Origin of the sequence: Vibrio vulnificus CMCP6, from assembly GCF_000039765.1 — a bacterium.
Lineage (GTDB): Bacteria > Pseudomonadota > Gammaproteobacteria > Enterobacterales > Vibrionaceae > Vibrio > Vibrio vulnificus_B.
In genome coordinates this window covers 1,210,872-1,230,090 of record NC_004459.3, presented here as the reverse complement: position 1 = coordinate 1,230,090, position 19,219 = coordinate 1,210,872, and the positions used below count along the sequence as shown (strand labels likewise).

Annotated in this window: 16 protein-coding genes; 14 read left to right on the top strand and 2 right to left on the bottom strand. The window is 48.5% G+C overall.

Annotated elements, in window-relative coordinates; genetic code table 11:
* Window positions 1-136 precede the first annotated feature (136 nt).
* The 6 genes from VV1_RS05885 to VV1_RS05860 all read left to right on the top strand — a co-directional run bounded on the left by VV1_RS05885 (window position 137) and on the right by VV1_RS05860 (window position 4,766).
* A complete protein-coding gene (locus VV1_RS05885; RefSeq protein WP_011079230.1) occupies window positions 137-760 on the top strand; it encodes a MarC family protein in 624 nt (207 codons plus the stop codon).
* 215 nt (window positions 761-975) lie between these two features.
* Complete coding sequence (locus VV1_RS05880; RefSeq protein WP_011079229.1) at window positions 976-1,242, top strand: DUF4212 domain-containing protein; 267 nt, start codon at window positions 976-978, stop codon at window positions 1,240-1,242.
* Window positions 1,243-1,254: 12 nt separating this feature from the next.
* Window positions 1,255-2,958 carry a sodium:solute symporter family protein gene (locus VV1_RS05875; RefSeq protein WP_011079228.1) on the top strand — a complete coding sequence of 568 codons (1,704 nt, stop codon included), beginning with the start codon at window positions 1,255-1,257 and terminating at the stop codon, window positions 2,956-2,958.
* 201 nt (window positions 2,959-3,159) lie between these two features.
* Window positions 3,160-3,705: a DUF6795 domain-containing protein gene (locus VV1_RS05870; RefSeq protein WP_043920932.1), complete on the top strand. Its 546-nt coding sequence runs from the start codon at window positions 3,160-3,162 to the stop codon at window positions 3,703-3,705.
* Window positions 3,706-3,764: 59 nt separating this feature from the next.
* Window positions 3,765-4,244 (top strand): DUF6795 domain-containing protein, encoded by a 480-nt coding sequence (locus tag VV1_RS05865; protein ID WP_225484578.1) that lies wholly within the window; start codon window positions 3,765-3,767, stop codon window positions 4,242-4,244.
* 60 nt (window positions 4,245-4,304) lie between these two features.
* Window positions 4,305-4,766 carry a DUF6795 domain-containing protein gene (locus VV1_RS05860; RefSeq protein WP_043920931.1) on the top strand — a complete coding sequence of 154 codons (462 nt, stop codon included), beginning with the start codon at window positions 4,305-4,307 and terminating at the stop codon, window positions 4,764-4,766.
* Between the two features lie 109 nt (window positions 4,767-4,875).
* On the opposite strand, the gene VV1_RS05855 is transcribed toward VV1_RS05860, so the two are convergent.
* Both VV1_RS05855 and VV1_RS05850 read right to left on the bottom strand, forming a co-directional pair.
* Window positions 4,876-8,307, bottom strand: coding sequence for a hybrid sensor histidine kinase/response regulator (locus VV1_RS05855; RefSeq protein WP_011079227.1), 3,432 nt, complete (start codon window positions 8,305-8,307; stop codon window positions 4,876-4,878).
* 92 nt (window positions 8,308-8,399) lie between these two features.
* On the bottom strand, window positions 8,400-9,590 hold the full coding sequence (locus VV1_RS05850) for a 3-phenylpropionate MFS transporter (RefSeq protein WP_011079226.1): 1,191 nt from the start codon (window positions 9,588-9,590) through the stop codon (window positions 8,400-8,402).
* Window positions 9,591-9,803: 213 nt separating this feature from the next.
* Between VV1_RS05850 and VV1_RS05845 the strand changes: the two genes are divergently transcribed.
* The 8 genes from VV1_RS05845 to dusB all read left to right on the top strand — a co-directional run bounded on the left by VV1_RS05845 (window position 9,804) and on the right by dusB (window position 19,205).
* On the top strand, window positions 9,804-11,630 hold the full coding sequence (locus VV1_RS05845; RefSeq protein WP_011079225.1) for a DUF294 nucleotidyltransferase-like domain-containing protein: 1,827 nt from the start codon (window positions 9,804-9,806) through the stop codon (window positions 11,628-11,630).
* Window positions 11,631-11,696: 66 nt separating this feature from the next.
* Window positions 11,697-12,332: a 3'-5' exonuclease gene (locus tag VV1_RS05840; protein ID WP_011079224.1), complete on the top strand. Its 636-nt coding sequence runs from the start codon at window positions 11,697-11,699 to the stop codon at window positions 12,330-12,332.
* Window positions 12,333-12,506: 174 nt separating this feature from the next.
* Window positions 12,507-14,459 (top strand): acetate--CoA ligase, encoded by a 1,953-nt coding sequence (gene acs, locus VV1_RS05835; RefSeq protein WP_011079223.1) that lies wholly within the window; start codon window positions 12,507-12,509, stop codon window positions 14,457-14,459.
* A 296-nt stretch (window positions 14,460-14,755) separates the two neighbouring features.
* Complete coding sequence (aroQ, locus tag VV1_RS05830; protein ID WP_011079222.1) at window positions 14,756-15,205, top strand: type II 3-dehydroquinate dehydratase; 450 nt, start codon at window positions 14,756-14,758, stop codon at window positions 15,203-15,205.
* A 60-nt stretch (window positions 15,206-15,265) separates the two neighbouring features.
* On the top strand, window positions 15,266-15,730 hold the full coding sequence (gene accB, locus VV1_RS05825; protein ID WP_011079221.1) for an acetyl-CoA carboxylase biotin carboxyl carrier protein: 465 nt from the start codon (window positions 15,266-15,268) through the stop codon (window positions 15,728-15,730).
* A gap of 12 nt (window positions 15,731-15,742) precedes the next feature.
* Complete coding sequence (gene accC / locus VV1_RS05820) at window positions 15,743-17,089, top strand: acetyl-CoA carboxylase biotin carboxylase subunit (RefSeq protein WP_011079220.1); 1,347 nt, start codon at window positions 15,743-15,745, stop codon at window positions 17,087-17,089.
* Between the two features lie 120 nt (window positions 17,090-17,209).
* Window positions 17,210-18,097: a 50S ribosomal protein L11 methyltransferase gene (gene prmA / locus VV1_RS05815; RefSeq protein ID WP_011079219.1), complete on the top strand. Its 888-nt coding sequence runs from the start codon at window positions 17,210-17,212 to the stop codon at window positions 18,095-18,097.
* 139 nt (window positions 18,098-18,236) lie between these two features.
* On the top strand, window positions 18,237-19,205 hold the full coding sequence (dusB, locus tag VV1_RS05810) for a tRNA dihydrouridine synthase DusB (protein WP_011079218.1): 969 nt from the start codon (window positions 18,237-18,239) through the stop codon (window positions 19,203-19,205).
* Window positions 19,206-19,219 lie beyond the last annotated feature (14 nt).

Below are 19,219 nucleotides of genomic sequence, written 5' to 3'. Positions count from 1 at the left end.
CTCGGTATTCAGAAGTTTTCGTTATATTAGTTCACATTTTAATGACGCAAATTTTTAATACCTTGAGTAAAATACCTCGGCAGCCAAATGGGCTGTCTTTTTCATCCCTCTGTTATTAACTCTGGGAGGCCATACCTTGCTCAGTATTCTCATCACTCAATTTGTTGTTCTTTGGGCCGTGATTGACCCTGTTGGTTCAGTGCCTGTTTATCTTTCGCAAACCCAACATCTGACCGCCAAGCAGCGTCGTCTCGTCGCGCTCAAAGCGGTTGGTATCTCAGCAGGGGTATTGCTGTTTTTCTTAATCGCCGGGCAAATGCTGCTTGAAGCGATGCAGATCCCACTACCCGCCTTTCAGGCTGCGGGTGGGCTGGTTTTATTGCTATTCGCACTGAGTATGATTTTCGGTGAAAGTAAACCTGAGCAAGAGCAGAAGCTAAGCGAAGAGTTGGATAAATCCGCCCTCGCAGATTTGGCCGTCTACCCGCTGGCCATTCCTTCCATCGCGTCACCTGGCGCCATGATGGCGGTGGTGATGCTGACAGACAACCATCGCTATTCCTTTGCTGATCAAGCGATTACCGCGGGCGTCATGTTGGCGGTCTTGCTGATCACACTGGTTCTGTTACTCGGAGCCAACACGATTCAAAAATGGATTGGCAATGTTGGCGCTGCCATCATCAGCCGTGTGATGGGTTTGATCCTCGCCGCCGTCGCACTCAACAATTTGCTGCAAGGAATTAAAGATTTTTACCTGTAGCACGTGCGATGTTTTAGACCTTTGGCTAATTTAACATCAAATTAACATCCTCAAATCTGCTATCCATCTCACTAAACGCCCATTTTTCGGGCGTTTTTGCTTTTTATCGCCCCGACTAAAGTTGCACAGATCCCTTGACTCAACACTGCTATCTTAGGAAATGCAACATTACGTTAACACTTATCTATTCAGACGATAAACACAAGGAGAAGGCCATGGCGTTCGAATCAACAGAACATGCTCAAGCCTACTGGAAGGAAAACTTGGGGATCATGGGATCACTGCTAGCAGTATGGTTTTTAGTGTCATACGGCGCTGGAATTTTATTTGTCGATGCACTTAATGCCATTCAGTTTGGTGGCTTCAAGCTCGGATTTTGGTTCGCTCAGCAAGGGTCGATCTACACCTTTGTGGCGCTGATCTTTGTCTACGTTGTCCGCATGAATGCGCTGGACAAGAAGTACAACGTGCAGGAAGACTAAGAGGTTTAGGAAATGGATATTCAAACTTGGACGTTTATTCTTGTCGGTATCACTTTTGCTCTGTATATCGGCATCGCAATCTGGGCCCGTGCGGGATCAACCAGTGAATTCTATGTTGCTGGCGGTGGTGTTCACCCAGTCGCCAACGGCATGGCAACCGCAGCGGACTGGATGTCTGCGGCATCATTTATCTCTATGGCAGGTATTATCTCGTTCATCGGCTACGATGGTACGGTATACCTGATGGGTTGGACCGGTGGCTACGTACTTCTCGCCCTTTGTTTAGCCCCTTATCTACGTAAGTTTGGTAAGTTCACCGTGCCAGATTTCATCGGCGACCGTTACTACTCAAGAACGGCGCGTTTGGTTGCGGTATTCTGTGCTATTTTCGTATCGTTTACTTACGTTGCTGGTCAAATGCGTGGTGTGGGTGTGGTATTCGCACGCTTCCTCGAAGTTGACATCAACATGGGTATCATCATCGGTATGGCGATCGTGTTCTTCTACGCGGTTATGGGCGGCATGAAGGGCATCACCTATACGCAGGTAGCGCAATACTGTGTGCTTATCTTTGCCTTCATGGTTCCAGCGATCTTCACTTCCTTGATGATGACTGGTAACCCTGTCCCTCAGCTTGGCTTCGGTTCGACCATGGCAGGTAGCGATGAGTATCTACTCACCAAACTGGATGGTCTAACACAGGAGCTCGGTTTCACCGCCTATACCGATGGATCGAAGAGCATGGTTGACGTCTTCTTCATCTGTGCGGCGCTCATGGTAGGTACTGCCGGTCTTCCACATGTTATTATTCGCTTCTTTACCGTACCGAAAGTATCTGATGCGCGTATCTCTGCTGGTTGGGCATTGGTGTTCATCGCGATTCTTTATACCACCGCACCGGCTGTGGCAGCGTTTGCACGCGTTAACATGATCGACACCATCAATGGTCCAGACATGCAAGGTGTCGCAGGCACAGAAGCACCGAGCTGGTACAAAAACTGGGAAAGCACTGGCCTAGTGGCTTGGGAAGACAAGAATGGCGATGGCAAGATGTTCTACTCTGGCGATGAGCGCAACGAGATGAAGATCAACCGCGATATCATCGTACTGGCTTCTCCAGAACTAGCAAAACTACCAAACTGGGTTGTGGCACTATTGGCAGCGGGTGGTCTGGCAGCAGCACTCTCTACCGCAGCAGGCCTACTATTGGTTATCTCAACCGCCATTTCGCATGACTTGTTGAAGAAAGGCTTTAGGCCCAATATGACCGATAAACAGGAGTTAATGGCCGCGCGGATTGCGTCAGCGATTGCCATCGTCGGTGCGGGCTACTTGGGTATTAACCCTCCAGGCTTTGTAGCACAGGTTGTGGCATTCGCCTTCGGATTGGCAGCCTCATCCTTCTTCCCTGCGATTATCTTGGGTATCTTCTATAAGAAGATGAACAAAGAAGGCGCTATCACGGGTATGTTGGCAGGTATTACCTTTACTGCGGCTTACATCGTGTACTTCAAGTTCATTAACCCAGCTGCGAGCACACCGGATAACTGGTTGTTCGGTATCAGCCCTGAGGGCATTGGTACACTAGGTATGTGTCTGAACTTTGTGGTAGCAATTGTCGTGAACAAGTTCACTGCCGAAGTACCGTCAGATGTACAAGAAATGGTTGAGTCTATCCGCTACCCGAAAGGCGCTGGCGCAGCTCACGACCATTGATCCACACTTTAGAGCTTTATTGTAGGGATTGAGCTCCGAGGAAAAGCAAAGCCGATGCAACTGCATCGGCTTTTTGTTGTGCACAAAGTATCAAACTTATTAATTACACGACAAACACGATATTAATCTCAAAAAAAACATTCTTTCTTATCAAGAAAAAAACATCCTATATATTAGTCACCATTTGTTTTCGGACTAAAAATGAAAATCACTAAGATAATATTAACCCTGCTCTTAGTTTCTTTCCCAATAGTAAGCAAAGGTAATATGTTGAGCATTTTTGATTTATTTAAAAAAAATGAGTATGTCTTAAGTCCAGAGATCTCTGGACACCTGACTCAAGACGGACAAGCATTTGCGAATAGAGACGTTTATCTTGAAGGCGGGTTCTTAAAACATCGATATAACGATAAAACCAAAACTAATCTGAATGGGTATTTTCATTTTGATCCCATGATTCATTCTCAATGGTTGAAGAAATCCCCGTTAAATCAAGCTTATTCTTATATTGGTATTTACATTTTAATTGAAAATGAAAAGACATATCTATGGGAATCCATATTGGGATACGAACAACCATTTAATTTCATTAAAAACAACTTAAATAACCTTAATTGCAACATCAGAACACCTGATTATCTCTACTATTTTAAAAACCCTGTAGTACCTAATGGCGTTGATTTGATGCTACTAAGCAGATGTGAAATTAAGGGATATAAGCGTAGAGAAAAATACGAGAGTATTTAAAAAACGTCTCATATAAAGCGATCATAATTTAAATCTCACCAATATTGAGTATAAATAACATGATAAATATTTTGGGTTTCTTAAAAAAGAATGATTACATCTTAAGTCCAGAGATCTCTGGACATCTTACTCAGGATGGAAAAATCTTAGCAAATAAAGAGATTTATCTTGAGGGTAGTTTTTTAAAACATCGATATGAAGATAAAACCAAAACTGATCTGAATGGATATTTTCATTTTGAACCCATGATTCATTCTCAATGGTTGAAGAAATTCTCGTTAAATCAGGCTTACTCTTACTTTGGTATTTACCTAGTAAATGAAGAAGAGAGAATATATCTATGGCATTCAATACTAGATTACGATGAGCCACTTGATCTTATTGTTGACAATCTTAAAAACACAAAATGCGAGATAAACTCTAATCAATATCAATACTATTTTAAAAACCCTGTTGTTCCACATGGTGTCGATTTGATGGTACTAAGTAGATGTAAAATTAATGGATATAAGCGTAGAGAAAAAAGGCAAAAGGATTAAAAAGGCAATACATCATTTAATAATACTTTTTTCTTAACCGTCTCCTACCAGGTCTACGTCATGGACATATTTAAACAAAAAACATATGACTTAACACCAAAAATTCACGGGAGAATTTTTAATCATGGTATCCTTGCGGCAAATATTGAAGTCACCCTTGAAATCAGTGCTCTGAATGACACAAAAGAATTAAAGGCATATACTAATCAAAATGGTGAGTTCTTTTTTGAAGCTGTCAGTATTTCAACAATAAAGACACCAAGCATTTTTGACCCCAAAATGGTCAGCACATCATTAAGCATAAAACGTGACCTTGAATACAAATACTTATGGCGTTCATATTTACCTGGATATAGCATATTTACTTTCATGTCAGAAAATTTATCCAATCTCACTTGCGACATTAATTCAAAAGAGAAATATTTTATATTTGATGCTAAGAAAAAAGATCATGATGGGTATGAAGTTCATACTATCTGCGACCTTCATGGTGCATTAGAGTCAGGATATATAGAGAATTAAGCAGGTGATCATTATTGGCGTATCAACACAACTTTTTTCTTAGCCAAGACATTCACAAAGAGCTGCCATTTTAATACCAACCATGGCAGCTCTTTTTGGAGAAGGCACCTCACGCCACTCGGTTCAACACCGCTCTCAGCTTGAGCGGTTTAACGGGTTTGGCAATAAAGCTAAAACCATTGGCTTTGATGCCTTGCATCATGTCATCGGTGCGATCGGCGCTGATGATCACCCCTTCAAAACGGCTGCCTAATCTAAGCTTACATTGCTGGAGCACTTCTAAACCTGTGCGACCTTCATCAAGACGATAGTCGGAGAAAATCACATCCGGATGCCAACCACCGTCCAGTGCTTTCAAACTTTGCACAATGTCAGTAGCGGTTTTCACTTCACACCCCCAACGCGCCAGCAGATTCTCCATGCCAACCAAAATATCGGGCTCATTATCGACACACAAAATACGTAAGTGACTTAACTCAGAGTGCGCTTGGGCAGGCTCTGCCGTCGGCAACGCTTGCACTTGCTGAGCACGATCCAGAGTAATAGAAAACACACTGCCGCGGCCATGCCATGAACGCATCGAAATCTCATGCCCCAACACTTGCGCGATGCCTTTGGAAATCGCGAGCCCTAAACCCAATCCTTGATCGGAGCGCACTTGGGTACCACGGCTAAACTCTTCGAAGATCTCTTGCTGCTTATCTTCTTCAATGCCCATCCCGTTATCCCATACGTCGATACGCACCCGCTCACCGACTCGGCGCACCCCAAGCGCTACCTTGCCATTAGGGCTATATCGAAACGCATTGGTCAGGAAGTTCTGCACCACACGGCGCAGCAATTTTGGATCAGACGTGACATTGAGTGACGACGGGATCATGCAGAACTCGATGCCTTGCTGTTTGGCCAGTGCGCTAAATTCCGCATTCAAATTCGATAACACATCATTGATGGCAAAACCGTGCACGTGTACATCCAACTTACCCGATTCCAGTCGCGAGATATCCAACAAATCACCAATCAAATCTTCCGCAGCCCCGAGGGCACTTTCAATGTGATGCGCCAGCTTGCGGCTTTCATCGTCCTTGGCCACTTCCGAGAGTGATGAGGCAAACAGACGCGCTGCGTTGAGTGGTTGCATCAAGTCGTGACTCACGGCAGCCAAAAAACGCGATTTAGAGCGTGATTCCAGCTCCGAACGCTGCGTTGCCACCACCAGCTGTTTATTCAACTGCTCAAGCTCTCTTGTACGTAAATGAACACGTTCTTCGAGCGTTTCATTGGCTTCTTTCAATGCTTGTTCTGCATCACGGAACACAGTGATGTCGGTAAAGCTCATCACAAAGCCGCCGCCGGGCATGGGGTTACCTTGCACTTCAATCACGCGTCCATCGGGGCGAATGCGTGACGAGGTATGCCGCGAGCCTTGTTCCAAATGATAGACTCGGCGACGCACATGATCTTCTGGGTCTCCCGGGCCACATAAACCCTGCTCGGCATTATGGCGAATCACATCGGCAATCGGCCGGCCCACTTGTATCAGCCCAGGCGGAAACTCAAACAGCTCCAAATAGCGTTGGTTCCATGCCACCAGCCGAAGCTGTTTGTCCACCACGGCAATGCCTTGACCAATATGCTCAATCGCCCCTTGCAATAAGCCTCGGCTAAAATCATACAACTCAGACGCTTCATCCACGATGGTTGCGACTTCCTCCAATTGCATGTTTCTGCCTTGCAGCGCCGAAGTAAGGACTAACTTCGCCGACGAAGCACCAAACACCCCCGCCAATACCCGCTCAGTATGACGAATCAAGGTCGAGGGAGCTTGTTGGTTCGGCAATAAGGTTTCTCTTTGCTGCGACCAATAGTGAGCAAAGGCATTTTTCACCCGATTGCGCCCAACAAAGCGTGAGGCCAGCATCTCCAACTCACCCACGGTGACGCGGCTTTGATAGAGGCTGATGTTTTCATTTTCGGGCAATGGCGTACCAACAAACGACGCCGATTGTAAGCGCTCACTTAGGCTTGGACGCGTTAGCATCGAGACGACAAGGAAGCAGAGCGCATTGACGGTGACACTGAGGAACATCCCCCAGTCAGAGGCCTTCACGCCCATCTCCCCTAATACCTCTGGTGGTGTAATCAGCCAAATCAGCAAGTTGCTCTGCGCATCGCCGGCCAACATGTCGGTTTGGCTCATCAATGTAATCAGCCATAAAGTAAAACCCGCCGCCAGCCCAACATACACCCCTTTGCGGTTACCTTGGCGCCAGTACATGCCGCCAATCAAAGCTGGAGCAAACTGGGTGATCGCAGCGAATGAGAGAAAGCCAATTGCTGAGAGCGAATGAATTGCGTCCAGCGCTTGATAGAAACCCCATGCGCCAATTAACAACACCAGAATTAACGCTCGACGAATACGCAGCAGTAAACCTGAAAAATGGTGGTGATTACGGTTAGACAGCCGCATGCGGCGCAGTAGCAATGGCATCACCAAATCGTTGGAGACCATAATGGCGAGCGCGATGGTGGACACAATCACCATGCCACTGGCAGCGGACGTGCCACCAAGGAAGGCCAATAAAGCAATGTCATTGGCGCCAAACGCCATCGGCAAGCTGATCACATAAGTATCGGCAGGGCTGCCAGAGAGCAAACTTTGCCCCGCCCACGCAATCGGCAGCACAAAAATGCCCATCAAAATCAAATACAGCGGGAAGAGCCAGCGCGCGGTATGCAGATCTTGCGCGCGTTCATTTTCCACCACCATGGTGTGAAACTGACGCGGCAAACAGACAATCGCCAGCATGGTCAGCAAGGTGTGGATCAGCAAGGTCGCGATATTGGGCGATTGGTACGTGGCGGCGGCAACACGGCTGAGATCGACCTCTTGATGCTGCATCGCCAGCCAGACGATAAACATTCCCACCACGAGAAACGCCACCAGCTTAACGATCGATTCAAAAGCTATCGCCATCATCATGCCGCGGTGATGCTCGGTGTTGTCGATATGACGGGTGCCAAACAGCATGGTGAATATCGCCAGTGCCCCCACCACAAACCAAGAAACGCCTGAGTCTTGATAGCCAAAACGGCTTGAGAGATCTGGCGCGATGATCTCAAGCCCCATCGTAATGCCACGCAATTGCAGGGCGATATAGGGCAAAATTCCCACCACAGCGATTAAAGTCACCACCACCGCAAGCCCTTGCGATTTGCCATAGCGCGCAGCAATGAAGTCCGCAATCGAGGTAATGTGCTCGCGCTTGGCAACGAGAATGAGCCGCGCCAAGACGCGCCAACCAAGAGTAAAGACCAGAATCGGTGCAATGTAGATCGGCAAGAAAGACCAAGGATTATTGCTCGCCTGCCCCACCGTGCCGTAAAACGTCCAAGAGGTACAGTAAACCGCAATCGATAGGCTATAGATCCAAGGCCGCCAACGTGCCAACCAATTTTTTTGCCTATCTCCATACCAAGCGATGAGGAACAACACTCCTAAATACGCTAACGATACGGGTATCACCAACCATCCTTGCATGTGACATCCTTTCTCTTGCTCAATAAAAAACCTCTCCATACGGGAGAGGTTTCATTTAACTAAGGATAGTTTTTAATCTCAATCTCTTAGGATTAATTCTGTGCATTGGGCTCCGCTTTCACCACGCTAACGTCCTGAACCTGGCTGGTGACAGGCGCGACTTTGATGAACAGTGCCACCAGCCCCATGGCCGCCATCACCCAGAATACGTTCGCGCCCCAATGCTCGAAGCCCCAACCACTAAAGGCCGTCATCGCCGCAATAAAGGCCCCCAGTGGCAGCGCATTGTACAGTGCTTGTAGCGCCACCATTTTGTGCTCTTCTGAATTTTGAATGTATTGAATGGCTGCGATGTGCGCCATCGCAAACGTCACGCCGTGCAGCAACTGCACCAACACCAAACCCAACAACAACGTGGTCGAGGCGGTGATCCCCCAGCGCAACATGACGCCAATCGATGCCGCGACAAACAACGCACGCAGCGACCAGCCCGCAAACAAGCGCTTGCTCAACGCAAACACCGCCACTTCCGATACCACACCAAGGCTCCACAAATAGCCGATGATCTCTTCCGAATGGCCCGCTTGCTGCCAGTAAATCGCACTAAAGCTGTAATAGGCGGCGTGACTGCCCTGAATCAGAGCCGCTAGTAGCAAAAATTTCACCACAGGGCCGTCGGTCAGCAGTTGCGTCAGTTTCGGTCTTTCACTGTGATGTTCGCTGCGCGTCACCGGCATCACATTGGCACTGCGCATACTCAGCAGTAAGGAAATAAACACCCCCACCAAGGCGGTGTATAGAATCATGTCGGTGCCATAGAGAGCAATCAGATACCCCACCACGGTCGAGCCCGCGATAAAGGCGATCGAGCCCCACAAACGGGTGCGACCATAATCGAGCATCTTCAATCTTGCGTAGTAGTTGGCAAGCGCATCGGATAGCGGCACGACGGGGCCACAGCACAAGTTAAACAGTACCGTCGCTAACGCCATCAGCCAAAAGCTGCCACCGGTAAAGAAGTGGAAGCCGACAAAAATCAACGCCGCAAAACTGAGCCAACGTAACGCCGGCATAATGTGCTCAGCCTTATGGATACGTGGCGTGATCACCATGTTCGCCACACAGCGTGTCGCTAAGCCGATACCGACCAGCAAACCGATGTCAGTGGAGGAGACGCCCTGTTCTTTAAACCACAGCGACCAAAATGGCAGATAGACGCCATAGGCAAAAAAGAAACCGAGAAAATACTGCGATATCCATCCATAAGGAGACGGTTTGAACATGATGGTGATCCTAGGGTCTGTTGACCTAAAAACTGACGAGAGAAAAATCGGCGCCATTATGACTTGCCTTGCAGATGAGAAAAAGGGAATTCTCCGCGACAGATTGTTTCCTCTAATCGGCCTAATTGGAGTGAATTAGACCAAAGTCGTCTGGAGAGTCAGGAGAATTTTGTCAGACTTAGAGCATATGCCTTGCTGGTTTTGGACGCTGCCATGCCTGATAAATTTAATATGCAATCTCCCCCGTTTGATCGCTTGAGCGAGGGGCAACAACACCTTTTACGTTCTTCACTTGATGTGGCCTATTTTCGCACTAAAGATGTGGTGCTCGCCGCTGGGCAACCGTCACCGCATCTGCATATCTTAATCAAAGGCGCGGTTGAAGAGCGTTCTGCCAACCAGCAAGAAGTGTTTGCTCACTATGCCAATGACGATATGTTTGATGTGCGCGCCTTATTTGAACCAACCGTACGTCATCAGTATGTCGCGCTCGAAGATACCTTAAGCTATTTGCTGCCCAAGGCCATTTTTCTCGAGCTATACAATGAAAATGGCCAATTCGCCGCTTATTTTGATAACAACCTCGCCAAGCGCCAAGAGCTGATAGAGGCGGCACAGCAGCAACAAAATCTTGCTGAGTTCATTCTCACCAAAGTTGATAAAGCCATCTATCATCCACCGAAGATTTTGTCGCCTGAGATGCCGATCAATCAGGTCACGCGCACACTTAAAGAGAACGGTATCGATGCCGCCTTGGTACGCCTCCATGATGACGATGGGCGGCTACTCAATCATCCCAATGCACACCCTTATGCGATTGTCACCCGCACCAATATGCTCCACTCGGTGATGCTCGATGATAAGCCGCTCGACACTCCGGTGGGTGATATTGCCACCTTCCCCGTCTTCCACGTCGATGATGGTGATTTTCTCTTTAATGCGATGATCACCATGACGCGCAATCGTATGAAGCGCCTCATGGTGTGCGATGGCCATCAAGCTGTGGGCATGTTGGACATGACGCAAATTCTCAGCGCCTTCTCCACCCATTCCCACGTGCTCACTTTGAGCATCGCGCGCGCCTCCAGTGTTGAAGAGCTGGCCTTAGCGTCCAATCGCCAGCGTCAGTTAGTGGAAAGTTTGCTGAAAAACGGCATTCGCACTCGCTTCATCATGGAGCTGATTTCTGCCGTCAATGAACAGATCATCGAGAAAGCCTTTGAGTTGGTTGTTCCACCCGCCCTTCACGATCACTGTTGTTTGATCGTTTTAGGCTCAGAAGGGCGTGGGGAACAAATCCTCAAAACCGACCAAGACAACGCGCTGATCATCAAAGATGGTTTGGAATGGCAACAAAGCGGCGTGGTGATGCAACAACTGACACACACCTTGCAGCAACTTGGCTATCCGCTTTGCCCTGGCAATGTGATGGTCAATAACCCTAAGTGGGTCAAAAGTCAGAGTGATTGGCGCAAAACCCTCACCGCATGGGTACGCAGTGCCAAACCAGAAACGGTGATGGATTTAGCGATTTTTGCCGATGCACATGCCGTTGCGGGCAATAAGGCATTGCTTGAGCCCGTGAAACAGCACCTCTCCGAGTTGATGGCGGATCAAGAACTGATTTTGACCGAGTTCACTCGGCCTGCATTGAACTTTTCAGTTCCCCTCACCCTTTTTGGCAACGTCAAGGCCGACAAAAGCGGCCTCGACATCAAACAAGGCGGCATCTTTCCTATCGTGCACGGCATTCGCGCTTTGAGCTTGGAATACGCCTTACACGACAACAACACCTTCGACCGCATTGAGGGGTTAGTGGCACGCAACGTGTTGGAAAAAAGCACGGCCGCAAACCTAAGCGAAGCACTCAAGTTGTTTTTTAAATTGCGCCTAGCACAGCAACTGACAGAGCAGCACAGTAATAACAAACTCAACTTAAAACTGCTGGATCGCACCGAGCGAGATTTACTGCGCCACAGTTTGCACGTGGTGAAAAAGTTCAAACAGTGGCTGGGTTATCACTATCAAATCAAAGATTAACTTGGCTCAATTGACCATCACGACCAAAGGCTATACGGCTAAGGTCTTAATGAAATAGGAATCTCTATGAACTGGTTTCGGCGCAACTACTGGTACTACCGATTGAAAGGCTCGCCCTATCAGTCGCTGTTTTGTGCGCCAAACAATAAAGAGTATGTCTCTCTCGACTGTGAAACCACCAGCCTTGACCCCAACCGCGCAGAACTCGTCACCATTGCCGCGACCAAGATCATCGACAATCGCATCATCACCAGTAAACCGTTCGAGGTGCGTTTGCGTGCGCCACAGTCTCTCGATTCTGGTTCAGTGAAAATTCACAAGATCCGCCACCAAGACTTGGTCGATGGGTTGAGCGAGAAAGAAGCACTGCTCAAACTGATTGATTTCATCGGTAATCGCCCCTTGGTGGGCTACCACATCCGCTACGATAAGAAGATCCTCGATTTAGCCTGCTTACGCCACCTCGGTTTTCCCTTGGCCAATCCACTGGTGGAAGTCAGCCAGATCTACCATGACAAGCTGGAAAAACATCTACCCAACGCCTATTTCGATTTGAGTTTGGACGCCATTTGTCGCCATCTCGACTTGCCCATCCAAGACAAACACGATGCGCTGCAAGATGCCATTGCCGCGGCTTTGGTGTTTGTGCGACTCACTCGTGGCGATTTGCCGAGCCTGTCATTGCCCTATGCTTCTTCGTGATCGTGGTCGGAGAAAAAACACCCCATCAGCACTCGCTATATCCTAAAGTCTAATTGTCGAAAGCCTCCAACTGATTGACAGTTAGAGGCATACGGATTCCCCCTTTCGTGATTGAGGCGTGTTTAAAACATCATAAAACCGCATCGCGAAGACAAAGGCACAAGGAGAAAGACAATGAGTGAAGCCCACATTTATCCGGTAAAAGAGAACATCAAAGCCCATACCCATGCGGATAATGATACCTACCTAGCCATGTACCAGCAGTCCGTCACTGACCCAGAACGTTTCTGGAGTGAACACGGCAAAATTGTTGACTGGATTAAGCCCTTCACCAAAGTCAAACAAACGTCTTTTGATACTGGCCACGTTGATATTCGCTGGTTTGAAGATGGCACGCTCAATGTCTCAGCAAACTGTATTGACCGCCATCTAGCAGAGCGCGGCGATGATGTCGCCATCATTTGGGAAGGCGACAACCCAGAGGACGACAAAACTCTGACTTACAACGAACTCTATACCGAAGTGTGTCGTTTTTCGAATGCACTCAAAGAGCAAGGCGTACGCAAGGGCGACGTGGTGTGTCTCTACATGCCAATGGTCCCTGAAGCAGCGGTTGCGATGTTGGCCTGTACCCGTATTGGTGCGGTGCACACCATCGTCTTTGGTGGTTTTTCACCAGAAGCACTGGCTGGCCGCATCATCGACTCCGATGCCAAAGTCGTCATCACGGCCGACGAAGGCGTTCGTGGTGGTCGCGCGGTGCCACTGAAAAAGAATGTGGACGAAGCACTAACCAACCCAGAAGTGAAAACCATCAGCAAAGTGGTGGTGTTCAAGCGCACTGGCGGCAACATTGATTGGCACGAACATCGTGATGTTTGGTGGCACGAAGCGACAGCAAAAGTCTCTGACGTTTGCCCACCAGAAGAGATGAAAGCTGAAGATCCGCTGTTCATCCTCTACACGTCAGGCTCAACCGGCAAACCGAAAGGCGTGCTGCACACCACGGGCGGCTATCTGGTCTACGCGACCATGACCTTTAAGTACGTGTTTGACTACCAGCCAGGCGAAACTTTCTGGTGTACGGCCGACGTGGGTTGGATCACTGGCCACACGTATCTGGTTTACGGTCCACTGGCAAACGGCGCGAAAACCATTCTCTTTGAAGGCGTGCCAAACTATCCAAACACCAGCCGCATGAGTGAAGTGGTCGATAAGCACCAAGTCAACATTCTTTACACCGCACCAACGGCCATTCGTGCGCTGATGGCAAAAGGCAACGAAGCGATCGAAGGTACAGATCGTAGCAGCCTACGCATCATGGGCTCTGTGGGTGAACCTATTAACCCAGAGGCGTGGGAGTGGTACTACAAAACCATCGGCAACGAGAAATCACCGATTGTCGATACTTGGTGGCAAACCGAAACTGGCGGCATTTTGATCACACCACTGCCAGGCGCCACCGCGCTGAAACCGGGTTCTGCAACGCGCCCATTCTTTGGTGTTCAGCCTGCACTGGTGGACAACATGGGTAATGTGATCGAAGACCAAGCCGCAGAAGGTAACCTCGTTATCCTCGATTCTTGGCCAGGTCAAATGCGCACGGTTTATGGTGACCATGAACGTTTCGAACAAACCTACTTCTCAACCTTTAAAGGCATGTACTTTACCGGAGATGGTGCGCGCCGCGATGAAGATGGTTACTACTGGATCACAGGCCGTGTGGATGACGTATTAAACGTTTCTGGCCACCGTATGGGTACAGCGGAAATTGAATCCGCCCTAGTGGCACACCCGAAAATTGCTGAAGCGGCGATTGTTGGCATTCCACACGACATCAAAGGCCAAGCAATTTACGCCTACGTCACCCTCAATGCGGGCGAGTATCCAACCGCAGAGCTGCATAAAGAAGTGAAAGATTGGGTACGTAAAGAGATTGGCCCCATCGCAACACCAGACGTACTGCATTGGACAGATGCACTACCGAAAACTCGTTCAGGTAAAATCATGCGCCGCATTTTGCGCAAGATCGCCACGGGAGACACCAGCAACTTGGGTGACACCTCAACACTGGCCGACCCAAGCGTAGTTGATAAGCTGATCGCAGAAAAAGCCGAACTGGTTTAATCCGTTTTAAACAAAACACCCTCAAAGCCACTCTACATAAGAGTGGCTTTTTTGTTTGCCGTTATCATTACCCATACTGTAAGAAAGGTTAATCTTGTTTTTTGTTAAGCTGGTTACAGAAAATCCACGGCAAACAGGGAGATTAGACCAGTAAATTGCTGCTAATTGTAATGAATTGGCTATAATCTTGGTCGATTTTGAAAAATTTGCGCGTTTTTTACAAAAATCTCGTGCCGATTTCTCGTATTTTTGGGAATATGCTGGTTCCACTCACGTTAAAGGAAGATAGCGTCAACATGTCTGCAAAATCACGAATTCTGGTCCTGAACGGTCCAAATATTAACCTGCTGGGTTTGCGTGAGCCGGGTCATTACGGTCACCAAACTTTGCCGCAAATCGTCGATACGCTGACACAACAGGCGCAAACTGCAGGCATCGAGCTCGAACACCTGCAATCGAATCGTGAGTATGAATTGATTGAAGCCATCCATGCCGCACACGGCAACGTCGACTTCATCATCATCAATCCGGCGGCTTTTACTCACACCAGTGTTGCGCTACGTGATGCGCTACTGGGTGTTGCCATCCCTTTTATTGAAGTGCACCTCTCCAACGTACACGCTCGTGAGCCGTTCCGACATCACTCTTATCTGTCGGACAAAGCGCTCGGCGTGATTTGTGGCTTAGGGGCGCAAGGCTATGAATTCGCTCTGTCGGCAGCCATTGCTCGTCTGCAGGCAAAGTAAACCCAACACTCTGCAACCCTTTAGGGTTGTCTTACTCACAAGATAAAAGAGAAAGAAAAGATGGATATTCGTAAAATCAAAAAGCTTATCGAACTAGTTGAAGAATCTGGCATTGCTGAGCTAGAAATCTCTGAAGGCGAAGAGTCGGTACGCATCAGTCGTCACGGTCAAATGATGGCAGCGCCTGCTCCAATGCACTACGCTGCGGCACCTGTCGCGCAACCTGCGCCAGTTGCAGCAGCACCTGTCGCAACCGCAGAAGCAGCGCCAGCTGCGGCGGCAGTACCTGCAGGCCACCAAGTTCTTTCTCCAATGGTCGGTACTTTCTACCGCTCTCCAAGTCCAGATGCGAAAGCATTCATCGAAGTGGGCCAATCTGTGACTGCAGGTCAAACACTGTGCATCGTTGAAGCGATGAAGATGATGAACCAAATCGAAGCCGACAAATCTGGCGTGGTAACAGCAATCCTTGTTGAAGACGGCCAGCCTGTTGAGTTTGACCAACCACTTGTAGTTATCGAATAAGCGGAGTTCGCTATGCTAGATAAAGTAGTCATCGCGAACCGAGGTGAAATCGCACTTCGTATCCTTCGCGCGTGTAAAGAACTCGGCATCAAAACCGTTGCCGTGCACTCCACCGCCGATCGCGATCTAAAACACGTACTGCTGGCAGATGAAACTGTGTGTATCGGTCCTGCTCGTGGTATCGACAGCTATCTGAACATTCCTCGCATTATTTCAGCAGCAGAAGTGACTGGCGCGGTGGCGATCCACCCAGGTTACGGTTTCTTGTCTGAAAACGCAGACTTTGCTGAACAAGTAGAACGTAGCGGGTTCATCTTTGTGGGTCCAAAAGCGGACACCATCCGCATGATGGGTGACAAAGTATCGGCTATCACTGCAATGAAAAAAGCGGGCGTTCCATGTGTACCTGGTTCTGATGGTCCACTTGATAACGACGAAGTGAAAAACCGAGCACACGCGAAACGTATTGGTTACCCAGTGATCATCAAAGCCTCTGGTGGCGGTGGTGGTCGTGGTATGCGTGTGGTTCGTAAAGAAGCAGACCTCGTTCAAGCAATTGCCATGACGCGTGCAGAAGCAAAAGCAGCATTCAACAACGACATGGTTTACATGGAGAAATTCCTAGAAAACCCACGTCACGTTGAAGTTCAAGTGATTGCAGATGGCCAAGGCGGCGCTATCCACCTAGGTGAGCGTGATTGTTCAATGCAGCGTCGTCACCAAAAGGTTGTTGAAGAAGCACCAGCTCCAGGTATTACTGAAGAGATGCGTAAGTACATCGGCGAACGTTGTACTCGTGCATGTCTAGAGATCGGTTACCGCGGTGCAGGTACATTCGAATTCCTCTACGAAAACGGTGAGTTCTACTTCATTGAAATGAACACCCGTATTCAGGTTGAGCACCCAGTGACTGAAATGGTGACTGGTGTTGACCTGATCAAAGAACAGCTGCGCGTTGCGGCGGGTCAGCCTCTGTCATTCACGCAGAACGACATTAAGATCCGTGGCCATGCGATTGAATGTCGTATCAACGCGGAAGACCCAGAACGCTTCCTACCGTCTCCAGGTAAGATTGAACGCTTCCACGCACCAGGCGGTATGGGTGTTCGTTGGGAATCGCACATCTACAGCGGCTACACCGTGCCACCGCACTACGACTCAATGATCGGTAAGCTGATCACTTACGGTGAAAACCGTGACGTTGCGATTGCACGTATGAAGAACGCCCTGGGTGAGATGTTCATTGAAGGCATCAAGACCAACATTCCGCTGCAAGTGAGCATCATGAACGATGAAAACTTCCAGCACGGTGGTGCCAACATCCACTACCTAGAGAAAAAACTCGGCCTTCAGCACTAAGCGCAGCGCACTGGTTACCATGCCCACTTCGGTGGGCATTTTTCATTGAGCGGATTTTTTCGTTTGCAGGGAAAGTCTGCTAAACTCTGCGCCAAATTTAAACATTAAGAGTATGCACTCATGCCTTGGATTCAAATCAAACTCAATGCGACCAACGAAAACGCTGAGCTTATCGGCGATATGCTTATGGAAGAGACTGGCGCGCTATCGGTGACTTTCCTAGATGCGCACGATACCCCTGTCTTCGAGCCACTGCCTGGTGAAACGCGTCTTTGGGGTGATACGGATGTCCTGGCACTGTACGACGCAGAGGCGGACACTCAGCTCATCATGTCGCAAATCAAAGCAAGCAACATGCTGGCTGAAGGCTTTGCTTACAAAATTGAGCAGCTAGAAGATAAAGATTGGGAACGCGAGTGGATGGACAACTTCCACCCAATGAAATTTGGTCAGCGTTTGTGGATCTGCCCAAGCTGGCGTGACATTCCCGATCCCACCGCAGTGAACGTGATGCTGGATCCTGGCCTTGCGTTTGGTACGGGTACTCACCCAACCACAGCACTGTGTCTTGAATGGCTAGAGAGCCTTGATCTTTCGGGTAAAACCGTTATCGATTTTGGTTGTGGCTCTGGCATCTTGGCGATCGCAGCGATCAAACTGGGTGCAGAAAAAGTCATCGGGATCGACATTGATCCTCAAGCACTTCTCGCTTCGAAAGACAACGCCCAACGTAATGGCGTTGCCGATCAACTGGATGTTTATCTGCCTCAAGATCAACCGGAAGGTCTGCTTGCTGACGTTGTTGTCGCAAACATTTTGGCGGCACCACTGCGTGAGCTTTCTTCGATCATCAAGGGGCTTGTCAAACCAAATGGCCAATTAGCGATGTCGGGCGTATTGGATACCCAAGCAGAAGATGTGGCCAACTATTACCGTGATGAGCTTCACATTGATCCAATCGTTGAGCAAAGTGAATGGTGTCGCATCTCTGGTCGCAAGCAAGGCTAGACAAGACTTTCAGGGGTAATTGTTTGAAATTCATACAAATTGCAAAAACAATTTGTCAATGCTCAAATATTAGTCTTTTCACGCAGAAAAAAAATGCGTAAAATGCGCGCCCTTGCTGGTATGAAGCTGTGACGACGTTTTGAAGATCGGAAATTATCAACTTAAGAACAAACTAATCGTAGCGCCGATGGCCGGAGTAACGGATAGACCGTTTCGAGAGTTGTGCCTTCGTTATGGTGCGGGAATGGCCGTCAGTGAAATGATGTCCTCTAATCCGCAGCTATGGAAAACGTCGAAGTCGAAGCAACGCATGGTGCATGAAGGCGAATCGGGCATTCGCTCTGTACAAATCGCGGGCAGCGATCCACAGCTGATGGCAGATGCTGCGCAATTCAGTGTTGAAAATGGTGCGCAAATCATCGATATCAACATGGGTTGCCCAGCAAAAAAAGTGAATAAAAAGCTGGCGGGTTCCGCGCTGCTCAAATACCCGGACATTATCGAACAGATTTTGAAAGCGGTGGTTGACGCAGTGGACGTTCCTGTAACGTTGAAAACCCGCACTGGCTGGGATACAGAAAACAAAAACTGTATTCACATCGCTAAATTAGCCGAAGACTGCGGCATACAAGCTCTTGCTCTGCATGGCAGAACCAAAGCCTGTATGTACAAAGGTGAGGCCGAATACGACAGCATTAAAGCCGTTAAACAGGCAGTTTCCATTCCGGTTATCGCAAACGGTGATATCGATAGCCCGGAAAAAGCCAAGTATGTACTGGAGTACACCGGCGCAGACGCTTTAATGATTGGACGCCCTGCCCAGGGTCGTCCTTGGATTTTCCAGGAAATCCATCACTATTTGGAAAACGGCACCACAATGCCTGAACTTCCGATTGAGGAAGTAAAAAGCATTATGCTCGGTCATGTTCAGGCTCTCCATGAGTTTTATGGTGAGTATTTAGGCCCTCGCATCGCGCGTAAGCACGTGGGTTGGTATCTAAAAGAACATGAGCAAGCGAGTGAGTTTCGCCGTACCTTCAACGCTATCGACGCAGCTATGCTGCAACTTGAAGCGCTCGAAGGTTATTTTGATAACGTTGCATCATAATTAAGAGAAGAGCT

What these genes read in the sequence shown, in the direction of transcription:
- VV1_RS05880 (WP_011079229.1), top strand. Translation starts at nt 976, where the DNA reads ATGGCGTTCGAATCAACAGAACATGCTCAAGCCTACTGGAAGGAAAAC.
- VV1_RS05875 (WP_011079228.1), top strand. Translation starts at nt 1,255, where the DNA reads ATGGATATTCAAACTTGGACGTTTATTCTTGTCGGTATCACTTTTGCT.
- VV1_RS05870 (WP_043920932.1), top strand. Translation starts at nt 3,160, where the DNA reads ATGAAAATCACTAAGATAATATTAACCCTGCTCTTAGTTTCTTTCCCA.
- VV1_RS05865 (WP_225484578.1), top strand. Translation starts at nt 3,765, where the DNA reads ATGATAAATATTTTGGGTTTCTTAAAAAAGAATGATTACATCTTAAGT.
- VV1_RS05860 (WP_043920931.1), top strand. Translation starts at nt 4,305, where the DNA reads ATGGACATATTTAAACAAAAAACATATGACTTAACACCAAAAATTCAC.
- VV1_RS05855 (WP_011079227.1), bottom strand. Translation starts at nt 8,307, where the DNA reads ATGCAAGGATGGTTGGTGATACCCGTATCGTTAGCGTATTTAGGAGTG.
- VV1_RS05850 (WP_011079226.1), bottom strand. Translation starts at nt 9,590, where the DNA reads ATGTTCAAACCGTCTCCTTATGGATGGATATCGCAGTATTTTCTCGGT.
- VV1_RS05845 (WP_011079225.1), top strand. Translation starts at nt 9,804, where the DNA reads ATGCCTGATAAATTTAATATGCAATCTCCCCCGTTTGATCGCTTGAGC.
- VV1_RS05840 (WP_011079224.1), top strand. Translation starts at nt 11,697, where the DNA reads ATGAACTGGTTTCGGCGCAACTACTGGTACTACCGATTGAAAGGCTCG.
- acs (WP_011079223.1), top strand. Translation starts at nt 12,507, where the DNA reads ATGAGTGAAGCCCACATTTATCCGGTAAAAGAGAACATCAAAGCCCAT.
- aroQ (WP_011079222.1), top strand. Translation starts at nt 14,756, where the DNA reads ATGTCTGCAAAATCACGAATTCTGGTCCTGAACGGTCCAAATATTAAC.
- accB (WP_011079221.1), top strand. Translation starts at nt 15,266, where the DNA reads ATGGATATTCGTAAAATCAAAAAGCTTATCGAACTAGTTGAAGAATCT.
- accC (WP_011079220.1), top strand. Translation starts at nt 15,743, where the DNA reads ATGCTAGATAAAGTAGTCATCGCGAACCGAGGTGAAATCGCACTTCGT.
- prmA (WP_011079219.1), top strand. Translation starts at nt 17,210, where the DNA reads ATGCCTTGGATTCAAATCAAACTCAATGCGACCAACGAAAACGCTGAG.